The sequence below is a fragment of the Clostridium taeniosporum genome (genome assembly GCF_001735765.2).
Taxonomy (GTDB): domain Bacteria; phylum Bacillota; class Clostridia; order Clostridiales; family Clostridiaceae; genus Clostridium; species Clostridium taeniosporum.
On the sequence record NZ_CP017255.2, the window covers coordinates 47678 to 69744 of the forward strand.

Annotated in this window: 18 protein-coding genes; 7 read left to right on the forward strand and 11 right to left on the reverse strand. The window is 26.0% G+C overall.

The genetic code is table 11. The features are described from left to right. Positions 1 to 1173: 1173 nt before the first annotated feature. From BGI42_RS16120 to BGI42_RS15075, 4 genes are all read right to left on the reverse strand, one after another. A complete protein-coding gene (locus BGI42_RS16120) occupies positions 1174 to 1344 on the reverse strand; it encodes a hypothetical protein (RefSeq protein ID WP_158523411.1) in 171 nt (56 codons plus the stop codon). Between the two features lie 2 nt (positions 1345 to 1346). Then, entirely contained in the window at positions 1347 to 2150 is an 804-nt protein-coding gene (locus BGI42_RS15065; RefSeq protein ID WP_069681155.1) for a hypothetical protein, read from the reverse strand. Between the two features lie 39 nt (positions 2151 to 2189). Beyond that, complete coding sequence (locus tag BGI42_RS15070) at positions 2190 to 2930, reverse strand: hypothetical protein (protein WP_069681156.1); 741 nt, start codon at positions 2928 to 2930, stop codon at positions 2190 to 2192. A 451-nt stretch (positions 2931 to 3381) separates the two neighbouring features. Next, complete coding sequence (locus BGI42_RS15075) at positions 3382 to 4620, reverse strand: replication initiation protein (protein ID WP_069681157.1); 1239 nt, start codon at positions 4618 to 4620, stop codon at positions 3382 to 3384. A 696-nt stretch (positions 4621 to 5316) separates the two neighbouring features. Here BGI42_RS15075 and BGI42_RS16300 point away from each other — a divergent pair. Then, positions 5317 to 6138, forward strand: coding sequence for a hypothetical protein (locus BGI42_RS16300; protein ID WP_069681158.1), 822 nt, complete (start codon positions 5317 to 5319; stop codon positions 6136 to 6138). A gap of 75 nt (positions 6139 to 6213) precedes the next feature. Here BGI42_RS16300 and BGI42_RS15085 read toward each other — a convergent pair whose 3' ends face one another. Continuing rightward, positions 6214 to 7485: a glycoside hydrolase family protein gene (locus BGI42_RS15085; protein WP_069681159.1), complete on the reverse strand. Its 1272-nt coding sequence runs from the start codon at positions 7483 to 7485 to the stop codon at positions 6214 to 6216. Between the two features lie 552 nt (positions 7486 to 8037). Between BGI42_RS15085 and BGI42_RS15090 the strand changes: the two genes are divergently transcribed. Beyond that, positions 8038 to 8709: a lysozyme inhibitor LprI family protein gene (locus BGI42_RS15090; protein WP_069681160.1), complete on the forward strand. Its 672-nt coding sequence runs from the start codon at positions 8038 to 8040 to the stop codon at positions 8707 to 8709. A gap of 833 nt (positions 8710 to 9542) precedes the next feature. Here BGI42_RS15090 and BGI42_RS15095 read toward each other — a convergent pair. Then, complete coding sequence (locus BGI42_RS15095) at positions 9543 to 10754, reverse strand: replication initiation protein (RefSeq protein WP_069681161.1); 1212 nt, start codon at positions 10752 to 10754, stop codon at positions 9543 to 9545. Between the two features lie 569 nt (positions 10755 to 11323). Between BGI42_RS15095 and BGI42_RS15100 the strand changes: the two genes are divergently transcribed. Genes BGI42_RS15100 through BGI42_RS15110 form a run of 3 tightly spaced genes read left to right on the forward strand, consistent with a single transcriptional unit; the run spans position 11324 to position 13390 of the window. Continuing rightward, positions 11324 to 11713 carry a helix-turn-helix domain-containing protein gene (locus BGI42_RS15100; protein ID WP_069681162.1) on the forward strand — a complete coding sequence of 130 codons (390 nt, stop codon included), beginning with the start codon at positions 11324 to 11326 and terminating at the stop codon, positions 11711 to 11713. 11 nt (positions 11714 to 11724) lie between these two features. Continuing rightward, positions 11725 to 12519, forward strand: coding sequence for an ImmA/IrrE family metallo-endopeptidase (locus BGI42_RS15105; protein WP_069681163.1), 795 nt, complete (start codon positions 11725 to 11727; stop codon positions 12517 to 12519). Further along, positions 12506 to 13390 carry a hypothetical protein gene (locus BGI42_RS15110; protein WP_069681164.1) on the forward strand — a complete coding sequence of 295 codons (885 nt, stop codon included), beginning with the start codon at positions 12506 to 12508 and terminating at the stop codon, positions 13388 to 13390. The genes BGI42_RS15105 and BGI42_RS15110 overlap by 14 nt, the downstream gene beginning before the upstream one ends. Positions 13391 to 13789: 399 nt before the next feature. On the opposite strand, the gene BGI42_RS15115 is transcribed toward BGI42_RS15110, so the two are convergent. Both BGI42_RS15115 and BGI42_RS15120 read right to left on the reverse strand, forming a co-directional pair. Continuing rightward, the gene (locus tag BGI42_RS15115; protein WP_105165943.1) at positions 13790 to 14974 is read right to left on the reverse strand and encodes a restriction endonuclease subunit S; all 1185 of its coding nucleotides are present in this window, start codon (positions 14972 to 14974) and stop codon (positions 13790 to 13792) included. A 13-nt stretch (positions 14975 to 14987) separates the two neighbouring features. Continuing rightward, positions 14988 to 16532 (reverse strand): type I restriction-modification system subunit M, encoded by a 1545-nt coding sequence (locus BGI42_RS15120; protein WP_069681167.1) that lies wholly within the window; start codon positions 16530 to 16532, stop codon positions 14988 to 14990. A 274-nt stretch (positions 16533 to 16806) separates the two neighbouring features. Between BGI42_RS15120 and BGI42_RS15125 the strand changes: the two genes are divergently transcribed. Continuing rightward, complete coding sequence (locus tag BGI42_RS15125; protein ID WP_069681168.1) at positions 16807 to 18042, forward strand: AAA family ATPase; 1236 nt, start codon at positions 16807 to 16809, stop codon at positions 18040 to 18042. Then, positions 18026 to 18685 carry an RloB family protein gene (locus tag BGI42_RS15130; protein WP_069681169.1) on the forward strand — a complete coding sequence of 220 codons (660 nt, stop codon included), beginning with the start codon at positions 18026 to 18028 and terminating at the stop codon, positions 18683 to 18685. The genes BGI42_RS15125 and BGI42_RS15130 overlap by 17 nt, the downstream gene beginning before the upstream one ends. 602 nt (positions 18686 to 19287) lie before the next feature. Here BGI42_RS15130 and BGI42_RS15135 read toward each other — a convergent pair. The 3 genes from BGI42_RS15135 to BGI42_RS15145 are packed head-to-tail and all read right to left on the reverse strand — an operon-like array spanning position 19288 to position 22021. Beyond that, entirely contained in the window at positions 19288 to 19878 is a 591-nt protein-coding gene (locus tag BGI42_RS15135) for a restriction endonuclease subunit S (RefSeq protein WP_105165944.1), read from the reverse strand. 25 nt (positions 19879 to 19903) lie between these two features. After that, positions 19904 to 20464: a restriction endonuclease subunit S gene (locus tag BGI42_RS15140; protein WP_105165945.1), complete on the reverse strand. Its 561-nt coding sequence runs from the start codon at positions 20462 to 20464 to the stop codon at positions 19904 to 19906. A 12-nt stretch (positions 20465 to 20476) separates the two neighbouring features. Continuing rightward, entirely contained in the window at positions 20477 to 22021 is a 1545-nt protein-coding gene (locus BGI42_RS15145; protein ID WP_069681171.1) for a type I restriction-modification system subunit M, read from the reverse strand. Between the last annotated feature and the right edge of the window lie 46 nt (positions 22022 to 22067).

Below are 22067 nucleotides of genomic sequence, written 5' to 3' on the forward strand. Positions count from 1 at the left end.
ATATATTAATATTAAGGGACATAAATGTAAATAGTCCACTTGGATTCATTTTTTGTCCCCCTTAATTCATTTTTTGTCCCTCGCAATTCATTTTTTGTCCCCCGCAATTGATTTTTTGTCCCCCGCAATTGATTTTTTTGTCCCCCCGCAATTCATTTTTTGTCCCCTTTTCTCTTAGCTAAATCAAGTTATATCAATACTTTAGACCGTGTCTAAATACATTAAATACATAAAAACAATAAATACAAAAAAACAACAGTTGTTTTTTTTAGATAAAATAAATTAAAACATCTTTTTAATTCCTTTAAATTATAAAAATCAAAAGCATTGAGATTATTTTTCTCAATGCTTTTTTCTTACTTAAAATTTCTATATTTTCTACTATAGTCTCCGAATTCAAAAATATTAAATTCATATTAGTCTATAGTATAATTAAAACTACCAATCTTCAATTAAGTAGTTTTAAATCCTTAAAAAGTAGTTTTAAAGTCTAATTTAATTTCATAATTTATTTCTTTTATATCTGGAGCCATCATTGAGTCTTTTTTAGATGAAAATGAATGTTATTATAGACAATTATTAAAAAGTTTAGAGGTGAAATAGCTTTATTTCAGTTCAAATTTTATGTTCATTAAAGGAAATAGCAAATTAGAATATACATTTATATGATGATAAAAAGATAAGAACATAAGAATATATAATGATATACTATTTAAGCTATTTATAAAGGATTTGTTTATTAATATCATAAATCAATATTAAATATTAATATTTGATATTATTATTTAATATTTATTTTTTATATTTGTATCTATATATAATATTACTATTGTTATTCAAAATAGTGTATCTGCCTGTTTATCTGCCCATTTATGTTCTGCTGTAAGAGGAATAATAACACGGATTTAAACTTACTGAGTATATGATATTTTTCTTTAATTCGGAATTGATAATTGAGAGTTTTGGTTACACTGGCTTTTTCTAAATATATATTAAATGTATTATAAATATAAAAAAATATAATGGCATCAATATTTTTATTGGTGCCTATTATATCTTTTATAAGTAAAATAATTTACTATAGTAGATAAACATATTAAAAATATAGGATATATATTCATTACAAAATAGGTTGAAGTTATTATTTCAAAGAAAGGTCTATTACTAAAATATTTAACATAAATTTCCACCTGTATTTACATGAACTTTTTCATCTTTTCTAGTTTCTATGGTTTCAGGTGATACAGATATACCACTAGACGCATAAACAATTTTACTACAATTAAAACTTATTAAAGTAATACTTAATATTAGTGATAAAGTAAAACTTAATAACCGTTTCATATTTATATTTCCTTAAATTCAATAACTACACGAATAACTGCAAATTCAGATCCTACATCATTTACTGTTTTATGAAGAATAATATATTTATCATATACATAATTTGCATTGGATTTATAATCTACAACATTACTTTTTTGTGTTACTACATCTTTTTCATTACCAACACCGATACAGTCTATATTTTTAAATGCTTGGGAAAATACTTTTATATCATTTATCATATATTTATTTCCAATAACTTTACCTATACATTGATTTTTTGCTTCTGATATATATAATTTTTCTTGTGCTAAATTAGAAGAAATAAAATTTAATATTTTGTTATCACCATTATTTAATGATATATTACATGATGATAATGAATTAGCTAAGGATTCTTGTCTACTATTTAGACTTAAATCGTCTCTAGGTACATGAGATATTGTTAAATCATCAAAAGTTAAATTCCCTCTATTACTAATTATCCATGCTCCATCATTACCTATTGTATATCCATTTATAGTTGTATTAGAAAGCATTTTTCCTGATTCATTTAAGTAATACCACTTTCCATTAGCACTTTGAATCCATGTATTTTTAGCCATTGTTCCATCTGACCACATATAGTACCAAATTCCATTATCATTTATCCATCCAGTTTCTACTTTTCCTGTACTGTCCATATAATACCAATTACTATTAATTGATTTCCAATGTGCTTGTCCGGCTGCATAACTTGCTTTAGGAGTTATTACACCTAAGCTTGATATAGATAATGTTAAGGCTAATGTTTTTATTAATTTAAATTTAATTGTTTTACTCATTTTTATTCTCCTTAAATCTTTTCAATTATATTACAATAATTAATTTATGTTTGCTGAGTTTGTGTCTGACTTTACTTTGCTAAGTTGAAAAAAAATACCTCCACCATAAAGTATTAATGTATTATCATCTTTTATAAAAAAAGTACATGCTGGAAGATCTTTTGCATCATCTATCTCAACTTCTGTTACAGTGTTGCCATTTATAGTCAAATCCTTTATAGGTACACCCCAATTGTTTAAAAATTCATCAGATGTAATAACTGATTTTTTGTAATTAGGATTTTTCACTGTATCATTTATGTAACTTAGGTCATCTCCAAAACAACTTGACTGCTCTTTTGAAAAACTTAATTTTTTTCCTACTATTTTCTTAATATCATCATTACTATAACTTGCCACTTTACAATATGCTACCTCTTTTTCTATAACCCATTGTCCATAAAATGATTCTTCATTTTGTACTGTTGTAATATTATTTTCAGATTGCACTGTTGTAGCATTATTTTCAGAATTGTTATTTACAGCAGTGTTGCTATTACTATTATTATTAGAATTTACTTTATTGGCAGTGTTATCTTTTTTAATATTACTTTCTTTATCTTTTACATTATTATTAGTATTGGTATTAGATTTCCTATTGTTGTCTATCTTATTGGTACTAGCCTCAGTAACTGTATCATTATTTGCTTGGCTATTATTGCTTTGTGTTTTTTCATTTCCACAACCAGTTAGTGTTACTAGTAGCAATGCTACTGATATAAAAGTTCTTATACGCTTCACTTGTAGTTCTCCTATTAATTATTTTATTAATATTACTTTATTTACTGCTAAATCCATGCTTATATTAGCATTACTTAGATTTTTTGTAAATATATTGATTGAAGGCATAATAAAATCTGACATAATAAAATCTACTACATCCCCAAATAAAAGACTATGCCTTTTTAGTTTAAAGTGAATAGTGGAAAGTTGAAAGTTATTGTTAAAAATCACAGATTTTCTTTAATTACATTTTTCAAATCTTCCTTAAGAAGATTTATCCTTCGCTCTCCATTTTCAGCTTTCAATTATGAACTTAATCCTTTATTAGTTGATTTATTTATACCATCCAGATTACTAGGTTCATCTTTTAAAAATACTAATGCATCACATATTGTTTTATGCTATTTCTATTTAATTTTTAATAAATATTTAGTATGTTTTTATGCCTAAGCTTCCCTATACTGTAACCTTATTTATCCCACCCAAGTAACTTTTTCTCTAATTCATCATAATCATATTCTCTAGGTTCAAAATTATTAAACATTAACTTTTTAGTATTGTTAGATTCTTTATTATAAGAGTCATTAGGATTTTTCTTTAAATTTTCAAGTATTCCAGTCAAATATTTAACTGGAGCTGTTATTTTTTCTTGTTTCAATCTATTACATAAAATAGAAACTCCACTTTTAATAAGGTCTTCTCCATATTTCTTTTTAAGTCTATTTGTTGTAGACACAGCTATTTTAACTTTAGCATTTTTTAAAAATTCTTGAATTTCATCTAATTCATCTTTTTTATTATTTATTTTATTATTTAATAAATCTTTTGATCTTTTATTTTTAGTTCTATTTAATAAATGAAATTCATCATTTTTGCTTTCATTTGAATTTAAAACTACACTATCATTATCTGTTATAGCTAAATCCAAAGCTACTTCCTCCATTGAAATTTGTTCTTTAATGATCTTATCTTTACTAAAATCATATTGTCTAGGCTCTAGATCTTCTACAATGAAAGTAAGGCTTTTTACAGACCTTCCTACTTTATTTTCTTTAAACGAAACACTCATATTAAGTTTTTCATTTATCTCCTTTAAAGCTGGCTCAACTACTTTAACTTTAAAATTATAGTATCTATCATAAGACATTCCTTTACTTATCATAAGCCACTGTTTAAGATTATCTATTGTATAAGTGACTTCTTTATTAAGACCACTCCAAACTCTAAATAATTCATAAAACCTTTGAGTATAATATCCATTAGCTTGCTTTATCATTCTTAAATTAATAGGTGAATAACCAAGTTCCTTATATGCCATAAGTACTTCATAAAGATCTTTATCTAAATAGCAATTAAAATTAAAAGTTTCCTTATCTACTGTAACTTTATTAATAAGTGTTGTTATTACATAGGTCTTTTGCTTTTCAAATCTAATTGGAATCTTTATAAACTTCTCTAAACTTTCAGTTAATGCTTTTATTGTATTTTCATTTTTATTTTTTACAATACTACTTAACTCATCAAGTGTTAGCACTGCTCTTAGCTGCTGTTTATTATCTTTTTGAATTTGACATTTATATAAAATCCTATTAAAAATTTTGTATTCTACACTAGTTATATTAATATTACTTTTAATTAAGGTATTGCTCTTAAAAAGTACCTCATTAATATCTTGCCCTTCATCAATTATGCTCATATCTGAACCCATATTAACCTCCACTTAAACATATAAAATGCTATTTTTAATGTTTCATACTATTTGTTAAACTTATAGTACCATTAAAACTACCAATGTTCAATTAAGTAGTTTTTAATCTTTAAATTCATCCTTAAAAAGTAGTTTTTCGTCCTTAAAAAGTAGTTTTAGCTCCTTAAAAAGTAGTTTTAAATCCTTAAAAGGTAGTTTTAAATCCTTAAAAAGTAGTTTTTAACTTAAAAAAATGGCTTGTCTACTGGATTTGAAGGGTGTCTAAATACATTAAATACAATAAATACATTAAACACATTAAAACAACTGTTGTTTTTTTGTGAAAAAATATATTAAATCATAACATAGATAATCCACTATAGATTTTTTAATTATAACAATATAATCACCTTCTATATAGTTAAAACCATACTTAATATCCTTTATTTATTAAAAATTAAAATATTTGTGAAAATATGATATTATATAAAATACATGGAAGAATTTATAATATATTATCTTCTAAATAAAATTTATATTAGGCACATGAGAGAAAATAATAAGTGAAAAATGCCATGTATATTTTGTATCAGACCATTAGCTAAAGCTTTTTAATAGTGAGCGATAGTGAGACTTGGTCATGAAGTATGATGCAAAATAGATAAGCATAGTGGTCCATTGTTTTTTCAATGTCTTAAAATCTAAGGAGAACTTTAAATGAAACGAAAAGCAATATTATGTTTAGTTTTAATAGGATTAACCAGTTTTAACTTCATAGGGTGTACAAGCAGTAACAAGGATATTACCCCTAAAAATGAACAACAAGAAAATATATCTACTGAAAGTAGTAAAACAGATAATAATACTTCAGATACTAAACTTACTGAGACTACTACAAATAAGGGAAACAACACTTCTAGTAATAGTGATGCAAAAAATGCAAATAGTAATACTAATAAATCGAAAGACAAAAATAGTACTGAAACAAAAGTTAATACAAATGCTACAACGAATAAGACTGCCAGTTCATCTACTGCTAGCAAAGATACAAATATTACAGTGGATAACGATAGTAATAGTACAAATAATAATGCCAGTTCACAAAATAATACTAAAGAAACTAGGAGCGATGAAAAATCATTTTATGGTAACTGGCAAATAACAAGAGTGGTACGGCATTCTAGGATAGTTGCTCTTCCAGATGAATCAAAATTTATTGGACAGATAATGAATTTTTCTAATAATGAAGCAAAATTTGTTGACATAGACATAAAAATTGATAATGATCAAACAAAAATTATCCCTATATATTTCCCGAATCCTAAATATACAATAACTAATAAAACTAAAAAAGAATTCATACGAGAGTGTCGCTGTGATCCTTCAGAATTAGGTATTGATTCAGATACTATAACATTTTTTACAGCAGAAACAACAAGTAAAAAGCCTAAAACTTCACCTTCAATTATAGTAAAAGATAATGACACTTTAATTTACATTAATCAAGGTGTAGACTTTGAACTTAAAAGAGTAGTATAAACATATCTATCAAAATAGTAAAAGAGGCCTGTAAAAAAAATCTACAAGTCTCTTTTATAAGGTCATATACAATTTTTAGTGAGTAGAATCATATATGCCGTGTAAACACATATTAACTCTACCTTTGCATCTGCCTTTTAGTCCATGTGAAAATTGACCATTAGCATTAGTCCACATCATTATTGCCTTAGTTATCCTGTCAGCATCACCACTTATAACTGCGTTAAGTGTAATACATTTTCCATAAAGTAAATCTGCTGTACCTGCATTATATCCAATATCGCAAAGACAATCGAAGGCTTGTTGTGATATTGAAGCACCTTTTTTATGTAATACTGATTTAACTTCATGTGCAACTTTATTCATTTCTTCTTTTAACCATACTAATGCTTGAGGTTTTGTACATGTACTATCTAAACCATTTGGAAAAGCTGAAGGTTTAACTTGGTAAGTAGTTCCGTATCCGATAGTCCAACATGACTTATCACCACGATGATATTCATCTTCATAAGCATGTGGACTAAAATATTCCCATCCTGCGGCAAATTCAACTAACTTATTTGAAACTAGACCATTTCCAGATATAGTAGATTCTTGCATAGCACCATTTTTATCAAATGTATATGCTTTATTATTAATAGTAAGTGTTGTAGATGTAGCCATTTCTCCTTTAGGATGAATCTTACCATCATGTTCAGTTCTCTTTGGATATAAATAATACCATTTCCCTGAATAAGGAGATTTTAACCAGCCAATAGCCATCTCTCCTCTATAATGAGTGTTACCATCCTTTTCAGTTTTTTTAGTATATAAGTAATACCATTTGGAGTCAATTTCAGTCCAATCTGTAGCCATTTCTCCTTTAGGATAAGTAACACCATCTTTTTCAGTTCTCTTTGAATATAGATAATACCATCTAGAATCAATTTCAATCCAGCCAATAGCCATTTCTCCCTTATAATGAGTGTTACCGTCCTTTTCAGTTCTCTTTGGATATAGATAATACCATTTAGAGTTAATTTCAATCCAACCAGCAGCCATCTCTCCTTTAGGATAAGTAATACCATCTTTTTCAGTTCTCTTTGGATATAAGTAGTACCATCTAGAATCAATTTCAATCCAACCAGTAGCCATTTCTCCTTTAGGGTGAGTAATGCCATCTAATTCAGTTCTCTTTGGATATAAGTAGTACCATTTAGAATTAATTTCAGTCCAATCTGTATCCATTTTTCCACTATGTTCATTTAGATGAAACCATCTTCCATTTTCATCTTCTACCCAGCCTTTAACTAGCCTTCCAGACTTATAGCAATACCATTGTCCATTTTTTTCTTTCCAATCTAACATTTGTATATCATTTCCTTTCGTATTTGAATTGTTAATCATATACTAAAAGGAGTTATTTTGAAGTTTTGTAAACCTAAGTTTTATTTTTTACATTTTAGATATTTAAATTTATTGAATCTATTACATTTAGTTTTTCAATAAGTTTTTAAAATTTTTTCTAAATGATCTATATATTTAAGATGATTAACTTCACACTGATATAGATATCTAAGATAAACGCCAAAAAAACAATTTCAATATAAATACTTTCTATATAGTTAAAAAATACTAAATATCCTTTATTTATTAAAAATTAAAATATTTGTGAAAATATGATATTATATAAAATACATGGAATAATTTATAATATATTATCTTCTAACTAAAATTTATATTAGACACATGAAAGAAAATAATAAGTGAAAAATGCCCTGTATATTTTGTGTCAGACCATTAGCTAAAGCTTTTTAATAGTTGGTTATAGTGAGACTTGGCCATAAAATATGATGCAAAATAGATAAGCATAGCAGTATATTATTCTTTCAATGTTTTAAAATCTAAGGAGAACTTTAAATGAAACGAAAAGCAATATTATGTTTAGTTTTAATAGGATTAACCAGTTTTAACTTCATGGGATGTACAAGCAGTAATAAGGATATTACCCCTAAAAGTGAGCAACAAGAAAACACATCTACTGAAAGTAATAAAACTGATGAAAATAATAAAACTAAAACAGATAGTAATCTAGATAATAAAACCACTGAAACTGATAAAGCAAAAAATAATACTGATAATAAGAATTCACAAAATTCCACTAAAGAAGTTAATAATAAGAAAACAGAAAAATCAGTAAAAGAAAATAATGATACCCAAAAAATAAAACAAAGTACAAAACAAATATATAAGAATAAATTAGATAATATTGAATTAGGCATGAAGGATTTAAATAAAATGGAATCTACGGGTATTAATGGAGAAATGATTTCAGCAGCAGGCAAAAAACATATAAGATGGGATAATGCTTTAAATGAAATATATGGTGTATTAAAAAAACAACTATCAGCTGATGATATGAAGAAATTAGAGAATGAAGAAATTAAATGGATATCAGATAGAGATGATAAAGCTAAAAAGGACTCATCACATTATAAAGGTGGAAGATTATATGAATATATATATAGATTAAGTTTAGCACAAACAACTAAAGAAAGATGTTATGAATTAGTAGAAAAATATATGAAATAAAGTTTAACTACATCCCCAAATAAAAGGCTATGCCTTTTTTTAGTTGAGAGTGGATAGTGGAAAGTTGAAAGTTTATGGAAAAATTCTTTAGGGAATTTTAAAATATAAAATTATTAAATACATCTTAATAAATAGGTTAGTAGAATTTTAGATATATATTTTTTAAAATCTTCCTTAAGAAGATTTATCCTTCACTCTCCACTTTCAACTTTCAATTCTCAACTTAATCTTTAATCTAACTTAGATTTTATAAGTCTTTCAAACTTTAAAAATTCTATAACTTTCTGTACATAAATAAAAATATATTATTATAACAATATATATTTATATGATGATAAAAAGATAAGAATATAATAAGATAAGAACATAAGAAGATATCATGATATACTATTCAAGCCATTTATAAAGAAGTGGTATTTAATATCACAATTTAATATTAAATATTAATATTAAATATTTTTGTTTAATATTAATTTTTTATATTTATATCTATAGTTGATTTTGTATAAAAGGTGTTAATTTTTAACCACTACCATCCAACTTATTTAGTTGAGAGTGGATAGTGGAAAGTTGAGAGTTGTTGTTGAAAATCACAGATTTTCTTTAATTATATTTTTTAAAATCTTCCTTAAGAAGATTTATCCTTCACTATCCATTTTCAACTTTCAATTATGAACTTAATCCTTTACTAGTTGATTTATTTATAACATCCCGGTTACTAGGCTCATCTTTTAAAACTACTAATTCATCACATATTGTTTTATTCTATTTTTATGAATTTTTAATAACTATGTAGTATATTTTTATGCTCTAAGCTTCCCTATCCTGTAACCTTATTTATGCCAACCAAGCAACTTTTTCTCTAAATCCTCATAGTCATATTCTCTAGGTTCAAAATTATTAAATCTTAGTTTTTTAGCATTGTTAGATTCTTTATTATAAGAGTCATTAGGATTTTTCTTTAAATTTTCAAGTATTCCAGTCAAATATTTAACTGGAGCTGTTATTTTTTCTTGTTTCAATCTATTACATAAAATAGAAACTCCACTTTTAATAAGGTCTTCTCCATATTTCTTTTTAAGTCTATTTATTGTAGACACAGATATTTTAACTTTAGCATTTTTTAAAAATTCTTCAATTTCATCTAATTCTTCTTTTTTATTCTTTATTTTATTATTTAATAAATCTTTTGATCTTTTATTTTTAGTTCTATTTAATAAATGAAGCTGATTATTTTTACTTTCATTTGAATCTAAAACTACGCTATCATTATTTGTTATAGCTAAATCCAATGCCACTTCCTCCATTGAAATTTGCTCTTTAATTATCTTATCTTTACTAAAATCATATTGTCTAGGCTCTAGATCCTCTAATATAAACTTAATTTTAGCTACAGACCTTCCTACTCTTATTTCTTCATATTTAACTTTCATATTCAATTTATCATTTATTTCTTTTATAGCTGGAGCTAATACTCTACGTTTAAATTCTTTATATTGTTTATAACTCTTATGATCTTGTAATAATAATTTAGACTTTAAGTACTCTAATTCATATTCAATTTCCTTTTTTTCTCCACTCCACAATCTTAATAATTCATATATCCTTTGAGTAAAAAAACTTTTACTTTGATTTGTTAAACTTAAATTTAATGGAGTATAACCTGTTCCTAATTCTCTATAGTTTAAAAGGAAATTTACAAGATCCTTATCTATATATATGGTTAAATTTCCATTGCCCTCATTAAATTTAACTTTAGTTATAAGAGTTACTTGATAATGTTCTTTTCCAAAGCACCATTTTAAAGTATTCTTTTGAAATTTATCTTCTAACACTGATAAAATTCCCTTAGCTGTCTTTAAATATGCTGAATCAGTTAGATTCTTAAATTTATTAATATTTATTATGGTAAAATAGCTATCATTGCCTTTTTGAAGCTGAGTCTCATTAAATATTAAATTAGTAAACTTATATTCTATATTAGTATTATCAATCTCAGCATTAACTAATGCATTTGACTTTAATAATATGTATTTTTCAGTCATTAAAATCACCTCATAAGTTGATTTTATCTAAAAGGTGTACAAAAGTCAATTTAGTACACTTTTCTCTCGATTTTGTACACCTTATTCTCTTTTTTGTACACCTTTCCCTCGATTTTGTACACCTCATTCTCTTTTTTGTACACCTTATTCTCGATTTTGTACACCTTTAGCTTCCACAAATGGCTTGTCTACTTGGTTTAAAGGGTGTCTAAATACATTAAACACATTAAATACAATAAACACATTAAAACAACTGTTGTTTTTTTTAGATAAAATAAATTAAAATATTTTTTTCATTCCTCAAAATGTATGTTTTATTGTTATGCCTTAATTTATAGTTTTTTTTGAAATTAAATCTCCTATAACCCAATTATATAAAAAAGTTAACAAATACTTTGTCTATGACATATCATACAAATAAGTATAAAATTTTTATACTTATTTTCATAAAATAGTTATATTTAAGTGTTAAATAGGCTAAAATATAACGAGGTAATATAATTAATATAAAATTTATTTACTTATTAATAAATGTATGATAAATTTAAGAAAAAGAGGTAGATATAATTATGAAAACAAACATTATAATAGATAATATAAATATGTTTATAAAAGCTAAAGGAATTAAACAAAACTGGATAGCTGAAATGTTAGATACAAGCAAGATGAATATAAGCAATATTCTTAACTTAAAGGCTAAAAGGATTCCTTTAGATGATCTTGAAAGTATAGCTAATGTTTTAGATTTAACTATTGATGAATTATCTAAAGAAAATTTTAAAGTAAAAGAAGATGTTTTTGATACTCTGAAAATAGAAGATCCTGCTATCGCATTTTGTGGTAATGTAAGTATAACTGATAAAGATGCTATAGATACCTTAGATAATTTAATTGGCATAATAAATGTAATAGACTCAGTTAAAAGTGCCAATAAAAAAATGAAATCACTTGAATTTTAGAGGTTAAAATAATGATTAAAAAAGAAAATCTCCAAAGAATATTAGAACTTAATAAACAAATAGATGATGAGATAAAGACTATAGTAAAAAAAGATTCTTCTGGACTTTATGATGAAAATATAAACATTATTCAAAATATAAATCTAAAAATGGAAGAAGACTTTATTATTATAAAATATCCTATAAATAATAAGGAACTAGGTGGTTTCGTATATAAAACAGATAATAATTTATTTTGCTTTATAAATACTAATCAGCCAAGAAATTTTCAAAATTTTGTTTTGATACATGAATATTATCATATGATTCACCATGATAATTTAGAAAAAAATAAAATAGATGCTGTTCTTTTAAATGAAGAAGAATCTATAAATTTAATAGAAAGAAAAGCAAATTACTATGCTTCATTAATGCTATTAGATTCATTACGTGAAAATTATAATAAATTTATAAAAGATAGAAAATTTACATTAGAAAACACTATTTGTTATCTTATAGATTTATATAAAGTTCCTAAAAAGACTATATTAATAAGACTTTATGAACTTGAATGCATTACTTTTGATGAGTTATATAATAATTTTAATAATAATATAGATGATTTACAAAATAAATTTAATAAGCTTGGCTTAGACAGTTCTATTCTAGAACCTAGTAATGTAGTTAAATTTGATGATATAGATGAAGAATTTAAAAAAGCTAGAGAATCAGGCTCTATGCTTGAATCTTTTTTAGATCAAAATGAATCTTATTATAGACAATTATTAAAGAGTTTAGAGGTGAAATTTAAAAATGGACACCAATAGAAAATTCCCTCTAAATTTTTCAAAGATCGAAGATTTATTTACCAAAGAGCCTAAAGACATATGTAAATTATTAATTAAATCGAAAAGTATAATACTATATGATACAAACTGCTTTGGATTCCATGCAAATATTTCTAATGGAAAATACTATGCTTTAGATTTTTTTCATAAAGATGATGTAGTAATTTTTGTAGAACCTATAATAAGAGAAATGAATTATAAAAATACTAAACAAATTCCATGTTGGTATTTAGATTATTTCAAAGAACTTAAAAATAAAGTAAAAGCTTTAATTTATATAGATGAGAGAGATTATATAAATCTACTTAAAATAGGTAAACCGTCTTTAACTAATATAAAGCCAAGGGTTAAAACAGCATTTTTAAATGGTTTTTGCCAGAGTAAATCCTTAGAGAAAGAAATTAAATCATTAAATATATGTAAAACAGATTTTTATGAAACCTTAATTAACATAACTAATAGAAAAGAAAATGAAAAAAACAGGGGAGAAATAGCCTTATTTATTTCAGTTCAAATTTTATGTTCATTAAAGGAAATGGCAAATTATAAAATCTTTTCTGATGATTCAGCAGCATATCCTTATATGAGTGGACTTACCCATATTTTAGAAACATATTACCCAAAAGCTAATATAGCTTATGTTTCAACTATTCGAAATATTGAGCAGCTATCTCGTAATCTTAATCTAAACTATGAACAAATTTTAGATTATTTAAATAATATCAAGAGAAATATAGATAGAAAAATATATATAAGAGAATTTCCCTATGATACTAAAAGACAGGTATCAAAATCTGATGAAGAGCTAGCTAATGATCTAGTTTGCAACAAGATAGAGATTTTATTCTGATAACACAAAATATTAACTAAATACAACATAAAATTTTAAGTAAAAAACGTGGCGTAGCCACTTTTGTTCATATCATAAGTTAATATTAAATATTAATATTAAATATTTGTGTCTATATCTGATATTAAAGATAAAAAGAGATAGAAATTAAATATTCCTATCTCTTTTACTTCTAATATATTTAAAAATAGGTTTACGTCTAAATGGTTCACCTTCTATACCTTGGGTTAAATATTTTTCTATTTCAAATCTTTGCTGATCAATCATTTATTAACATTCTCCTTAACTGTCAACTAATATTTAATATACCCTAGATTTTATCAGTGTTTAAAACTTTTATATTTCCCTAGACATTTAAAATAGACTGAGTAAAGCTCTGCCATTTTATTAGCCTTTATATTAAACAAACATCTGTTGAAGTAACCCTTTTTTCCACTCATTTAAAGAATCTAGCTTTTCTTGTTCTTTTTCAAGCTTTGTATATATTTTTTCTAAAAATTTTGAAATTTTAACTTGTTCATCTAAAGACTTTGGCATCTTTACTAAAATATCTAACATGTCAGACTTGTTTAATTTTGCTCTGCTTGTTCCATTAATATATTTTCGTATATCTTTATGAACTAAAGAATAAAATAAAAAATCTGTATTATATTTAGCTTTTAAAACATGTGCATGATTATTAATCCATGATTTTCCTTTCACAAGCTGAGCAATTGGTTTTGTTGCGAAATCATCAAAATTACCACCATCTTCTGCAAGTAGTATTATATCTTCGTTAAAAATATATTTATTAACAAAATCTACTACACCATTTGCACCATAATAAGGTATATTACCTTGTATAATACTTCGTTCATTAGAATTTAAAGGCTTTCTTCTATTATCTAAACACTCAGCTATATCCATAAGCTTCTTTTCTTCCCACTCCGGATACTCTTCCCCATTATCCCCCTTAAATCTTATCTCCCTAGAAAATATCTTCTGCATCATACCTTTTTTATAATCTTTAAGAGCTTTAACTTTTTCTTGTTGCTTTTCTATTTTTTTATCTATTAGAGAGAAGAAGTTTGCTATTTTTTGTTGTTCTTCTTTATAAGGTATAGTTATTTTTATATCTCCGACTAAATCACTATTTAGATTTTGTTGTTTTGTACCTTGAGCATACTTTATGCCTATTTTTTCACCATGCTTTATATACCAATAATATAAAAATTCATTAGATACTTTACCTTTAGGTTTGAACGCCATACAAGCTTGACTTATAGTAGCATCTGATTTTAATATAGAACAACTTCCTCTTGTTCCACTTGCTTCTAATCCGTATATTGCAATTACAAATGTTCCAGATGGATATTTTTTTAGATTGCATTCTTTTATAGCATTATCGGAAATTTTATCTATAGTAGATTTGATATACTTCTTTTTAAGTTCACCACTAGTTACCCAATAATTGTCTCCATTAAAATATTCTTTATTTGCTTTACTAGGAGTGCTTCCAGAAGACAATTGAAACTCATTACCTAATTTCTTTTCTTCCCACACCCCACTAAACTCAGGGAATCTCAACTTTGGTGTCTTACTCATATCATCCACCACCCTACATTCCAAGTTCTTTTAAGAAGACTTCAAGTTCTTTATCAATGTCAGCTATCTCTTCATCTATCTTTTCTATCTTTAATTTAGTAGCTTCAATATCAATTGGTTCTTCTTCTTCAAAAGTATCTACGTATCTTGGGATATTTAAATTGTAGTCATTTTCTTCTATTTCTTTCATTTGGGCAACGTAAGAATATTTATCTATTGTTTCTCTTTTTGCAAAGGTATTTATTATCTTATCTACATGCTCATCTTTAAGCATATTTTGATTTTTGCCTTTTTCAAATTCATTTGAAGCATCTATAAATAGTATGTTATCACTATTTTCTCTACACTTTTTAAATATTAATATAACTGTTGGTATTGAAGTTCCAAAGAATATATTTGCTGGAAGTCCTATTACTGCATCTAAGTAGTTCTTTTCTTTTATTAAATATTGTCTTATTACTCCTTCTGCTGCTCCTCTAAATAATACTCCATGAGGAAGTACAACTGCCATTATTCCTTTATCATCTAATTGATAAATCATATGCTCTATAAATGCAAAATCTGCTTTTGACTTTGGTGCTAGTTTTCCATAAGAACTAAATCTTTCATCATCTAAGAATTTACTATCAGCACTCCATTTAGCTGAATAAGGAGGATTAGCTACCACTGCATCAAATCTCATGTCTGTATGTTTTGGATTTTCTAATGTATCATCATTTCTTATGTCAAATTCTTGATATGATACATCATGAAGTAGCATATTCATACGAGCTAAGTTATAAGTAGTTGAAGTTAATTCTTGACCATAGAATTTACGTACATTAGCTTCTTTAGAAACTCTTAAAAGAAGTGAACCAGAACCACAAGTTGGATCATATACACTCTTTAAATCTTTCTTTCCTAAAGTAACAATTTTAGCTAAAATCTTTGAAACTTGTTGAGGTGTATAGAATTCCCCTGCTTTCTTTCCTGCATTTGCTGCAAATTGAGATATTAAATATTCATAAGCATCACCTAATACATCAATTTCACTATCTTCATGAGAAAAATCTATTTCAGATATATTTCCCATAACCTTAGCTATAAGCTTTGAACGTGACTTAACATCTCTACCAAGCTTTGTAGATACTAAATCCATATCATCAAATAAATGGTCAAAATCATCTTGGCTTTCATGTCCTATAGTTGATTCTGTAATATCATTTATAGCACCTTGAAGCATTTCTATATCAAAGTTTCCATCTTCTATTTCCTTTAATAATTTAGAAAATAAGTCCTTAGGCTCTATAAAGTATCCTATTTCATTTACTAATTCTTCTTGTAGTCCTTCTCTATATTCTTCATCTGCCCAAGCTTCTTCATAAGAAATATTATCTTCTTTTAAAAGATTTTTAGCTCTATTTTCAACCTTCTCTGAAAGATAACGATAGAATATAAGTCCTAATATGTAATTTTTAAATTCATTAGCTTCCATGTTTCCTCTTAAATCATTGGCTATAGCCCATAATCTTGTATGTAAATTTGCTTGTTGTTCTTGTTGTTTTTCACTTACTGACATACTTTAATGTCCTCCTTTGTATAACAGATACGCTTTATTATATCAAGTTCTATTGTTACAAAAATAGCAGAAACCGTCAATTTATTTCTGCTATTTTAATAAATAATAATAACTTTATTGTTTAATTTATTTCTAAATAAAATCTTTAATATTTTCAAAACCCTTAAGAATATGTAATTTAAAATTTGTCAATACTACTTATGAGATATTTTCTCATATTTATTCACTTTTTGAATAAAATATAGTATTATAACACTAAGGATGTGAGAAAACAATGCTAATACAATTTAATTTTAAAAATTTTAAATCATTTAAAGATGATACAAGTTTAGATATGACTGCAACCTCTATTACAGAACACCCTTATAATTTAATAAATTATGGAGATGAAAAATATATTAAAAGTGCTGCTATATACGGAGCAAATGCAAGTGGAAAAAGTTCTGTACTTGAAGCTTTTAAGTTTATGCAAAATTGGATTATTTTTTCTTTTAAAGAATCTGCAGAAAATAAAGATATTCCAATTAAAAGATTTGCTTTTGATAGTGAAGCTTTAAAAGAACCTGCTGAATTTGAAGTATTTTTTAAATTTAATAATAACGAATATCAATATGGTTTTTCATTAGATAACAAAAAAATTCATGACGAATGGCTTTATCTAAAAAAGCCACATAGCAAAGATAAGTATATTACTTTATTTGAAAGATCTGATGGAGAAATAGACTGTAATTCTAAATTATTAGAAGGTGCAGAAAACTTTATTCCTATGGTAGAAGATAAAACTTTATTTATTTCTATAATTTCAAATGCTAAAATTCCTTATGCAAGAGATGTATTTGAATGGTTTTTAACTCCTGTTATAGATTATGGAGATATAACTTTTGAACATTACTTAACAAAAAAGAATTCACCCTCTATTGAAAATGAAAAATATCAAAATGAATTAGTCAAATTCTTAAATGCCATAGATATAAATATAGATGATATTATTGTAGAAAAACCTGAAACTGAAAATGATGAGCTTAAAATTTATACAAAACATTTAATGAATGATAAAAAAACTTACTACAAGATGCCACTTTCAGAGGAATCAAGTGGTACTCAAAAAATGTTTGCACTCTTTTATTATTTACATGTTGCATTAGAGTTAGGAATGCCAATATTTATAGATGAGCTTGATGCAAAGCTTCATCCATTACTTTTAAGATATATATTAACCATGTTCCATGATGAAAATATAAATAAAAATGGTGCTCAACTTATATATGTTACTCATGACAACTACACTTTGACTAGGGATATCTTTAGACGTGATCAAATATGGTTTGTTGAAAAAGATTCTGATTCAGTATCTCATTTATATTCTTTAGCTGAATATAAAACAGAAGATGATAAAAAGGTTAGAAAAGATGCTTCTTACAATAAAGATTACCTTCTTGGAAAATATGGTTCTGTTCCTATTTTAAGAGGTTACGATATGTGGGGTAATAATAATGGCAAAACTAAATAGAGCTGGTCGTAAGCATAAAAGAAGTGAAGGAACTAAAACAGTTCAGCCAGGTAATTATCTAATTGTAACTGAAGGTACTGAAACAGAGGTAAACTATTTTAATAATATAAAACAAATACTTGAAAAATCATTTAATAATAATATCATAGTTGAAAGAGTAACATTAAAAGTAGAAGGTACTGCAAGATCTACTACAGTTTTAGTTAACGAAGCTATAAAAAAACGTAGTTTAAAATCATATAGTGATGTTTGGGTTGTATTTGATAGGGATGAAAATACTGACTTTGATGAAGCTATAAAACTTGCTGAAAAAAAAGGAATGAATGTTGCTTGGTCAAATGAATCTTTTGAATTATGGTTATTGCTTCATTTTCAAAATTTAAATGCTGCTATTCATAGAGATGATTATATTGCTAAATTAAATAATCATTTTAAAAATAAAAATCTTAATAATGGTAAATATGATAAAAATATATCTGATATTTTTGATATTACATTTCCATATGTAAATGCAGCTATAAAAAGGAGCAATTCTTTGATTGAAGACCACGAAAAAGACAATATATTTAGTCCAAATAAAATGAATCCTGGAACTAAAGTTCAAGATTTAGTTAGCGAATTAATTAAATATATAAAAAAATAACAAATATCATACTTAATAAAAATCACCATATGTCGCACCATTATTTCTGCACTACGTTTGGAAAGTGTGCATGGCTAAAAAAAATCGACGCTCCACAGTCGCTTAGTGATTTTCTTTAATGTATAGGAAAGTATAGAATTTTCAAAGTCTGAAAGGCTGATAAAATCTAAGTTAAAGCAAATATTAGTTGAGAATTGATAGTGGAAAGTGGAGAGTTAAGGAAAAAATTCCTGGCAGAATTTTAAAGTATATATTTTTAGAAAATCTTTAGGATTTTCAACCAAAACTTTCAATTCTCAATTATCCACTCTCAACTAAAAAACGTGGCGCAGCCACTTTGTTCATATCATAAGTTAATATTAAATATTAATATTAAATATTTGTATCTATATATGATATTAAAGATAAAAAGAGATAGAAATTAAATATTGCTATCTCTTTTACCTCTAATATATTTAAATACTAATTTTTTAAGTTTGCTATATCCATCTTTATAGCTTTTCATATTTTTAAGTAAATGCTTGTACAATATTATTCATTCACATCATCTTTTTTAATCCCTAAGATTTTAATTAAAAACCTTAGGGATATATTTTATTTATTTACACAAACATCTGTTGAAGTAACCCTTTTTTCCACTCATTTAAAGAATCTAGCTTTTCTTGTTCTTTTTCAAGCTTTGTATATATTTTTTCTAAAAATTTTGAAATTTTAACTTGTTCATCTAAAGACTTTGGCATCTTTACTAAAATATCTAACATGTCAGACTTGTTTAATTTTGCTCTGCTTGTTCCATTAATATATTTTCGTATATCTTTATGAACTAAAGAATAAAATAAAAAATCTGTATTATATTTAGCTTTTAAAACATGTGCATGATTATTAATCCATGATTTTCCTTTCACAAGCTGAGCAATTGGTTTTGTTGCGAAATCATCAAAATTACCACCATCTTCTGCAAGTAGTATTATATCTTCGTTAAAAATATATTTATTAACAAAATCTACTACACCATTTGCACCATAATAAGGTATATTACCTTGTATAATACTTCGTTCATTAGAATTTAAAGGCTTTCTTCTATTATCTAAACACTCAGCTATATCCATAAGCTTCTTTTCTTCCCACTCCGGAAAGCTCTCCCCATTCTCCCCCTTAAATCTTATCTCCCCAGAAAATATCTTCTGCATCATACCTTTTTTATAATCTTTAAGAGCTTCAACTTTTTCTTGTTGCTTTTCTATTTTTTTTATCTATTAGAGAGAAGAAGTTTGCTATTTTTTGTTGTTCTTTTTTTGTTGGAATATTAACCTTTAATTTTTTTAGTTGCTCATTATATATATGTACAACTGAAGCACCCTGAGCTATTTTAGCTATTTCTTTTCTTTTGGAATTATTTAATTCATAACTAATAAAAATTCCATTTACTTCATGAGGTCTAAAAACATTTAGGTCCCCGCCAAGAAGTACTCCATCTTGTTGTAAACAACTTGCTGTTGATATATCAATGGCTGTTTCACCAGATGAAGGAATTAAAACATCATTTTTATTACCACTAACTAAATTTTTTATCTTTAAATTAGTTCTACTAACTATGTTACTAATTACTTCACCATATTTTGTATATAGCTCTCCATAGAGAATACAAGGCCTTCCATCATCACTTAGCTCTGCTTTTGATATACCAGAACCTTTAAAAAAACTTCCTAGATTTTTTAATATATTTTCTTCCCACGCCCCACTAAACTCTTTAAATCTCAACTTTGGTACTTTATTCATTTAATCACCACCCTACATTCCAAGTTCTTTTAAGAACACATCTAATTCTTTATCAATGTCAGCTATTTCTTCATCTATCTTTTCTATCTTTAATTTAGTAGCTTCAATATCAATTGGTTCTTCTTCTTCAAAAGTATCTACGTATCTTGGGATATTTAAATTGTAGTCATTTTCTTCTATTTCTTTCATTTGGGCAACGTAAGAATATTTATCTATGCTTTCTCTTTTTTTGTAAGTATCTATTATCTTATCTACATGCTCATCTTTAAGCATATTTTGATTTTTACCTTTTTCAAATTCATTTGAAGCATCTATAAATAGTATGTTATCACTATTTTCTCTACACTTTTTAAATATTAATATAACTGTTGGTATTGAAGTTCCAAAGAATATATTTGCTGGAAGTCCTATTACTGCATCTAAGTAGTTCTTTTCTTTTATTAAATATTGTCTTATTACTCCTTCTGCTGCTCCTCTAAATAATACTCCATGAGGAAGTACAACTGCCATTATTCCTTTATCATCTAATTGATAAATCATATGCTCTATAAATGCAAAATCTGCTTTTGACTTTGGTGCTAGTTTTCCATAAGAACTAAATCTTTCATCATCTAAGAATTTACTATCAGCACTCCATTTAGCTGAATAAGGAGGATTAGCTACCACTGCATCAAATCTCATGTCTGTATGTTTTGGATTTTCTAATGTATCATCATTTCTTATGTCAAATTCTTGATATGATACATCATGAAGTAGCATATTCATACGAGCTAAGTTATAAGTAGTTGAAGTTAATTCTTGACCATAGAATTTACGTACATTAGCTTCTTTAGAAACTCTTAAAAGAAGTGAACCAGAACCACAAGTTGGATCATATACACTCTTTAAATCTTTCTTTCCTAAAGTAACAATTTTAGCTAAAATCTTTGAAACTTGTTGAGGTGTATAGAATTCCCCTGCTTTCTTTCCTGCATTTGCTGCAAATTGAGATATTAAATATTCATAAGCATCACCTAATACATCAATTTCACTATCTTCATGAGAAAAATCTATTTCAGATATATTTCCCATAACCTTAGCTATAAGCTTTGAACGTGACTTAACATCTCTACCAAGCTTTGTAGATACTAAATCCATATCATCAAATAAATGGTCAAAATCATCTTGGCTTTCATGTCCTATAGTTGATTCTGTAATATCATTTATAGCACCTTGAAGCATTTCTATATCAAAGTTTCCATCTTCTATTTCCTTTAATAATTTAGAAAATAAGTCCTTAGGCTCTATAAAGTATCCTATTTCATTTACTAATTCTTCTTGTAGTCCTTCTCTATATTCTTCATCTGCCCAAGCTTCTTCATAAGAAATATTATCTTCTTTTAAAAGATTTTTAGCTCTATTTTCAACCTTCTCTGAAAGATAACGATAGAATATAAGTCCTAATATGTAATTTTTAAATTCATTAGCTTCCATGTTTCCTCTTAAATCATTGGCTATAGCCCATAATCTTGTATGTAAATTTGCTTGTTGTTCTTGTTGTTTTTCACTTACTGACATACTTTAATGTCCTCCTTTGTATAACAGATACGCTTTATTATATCAA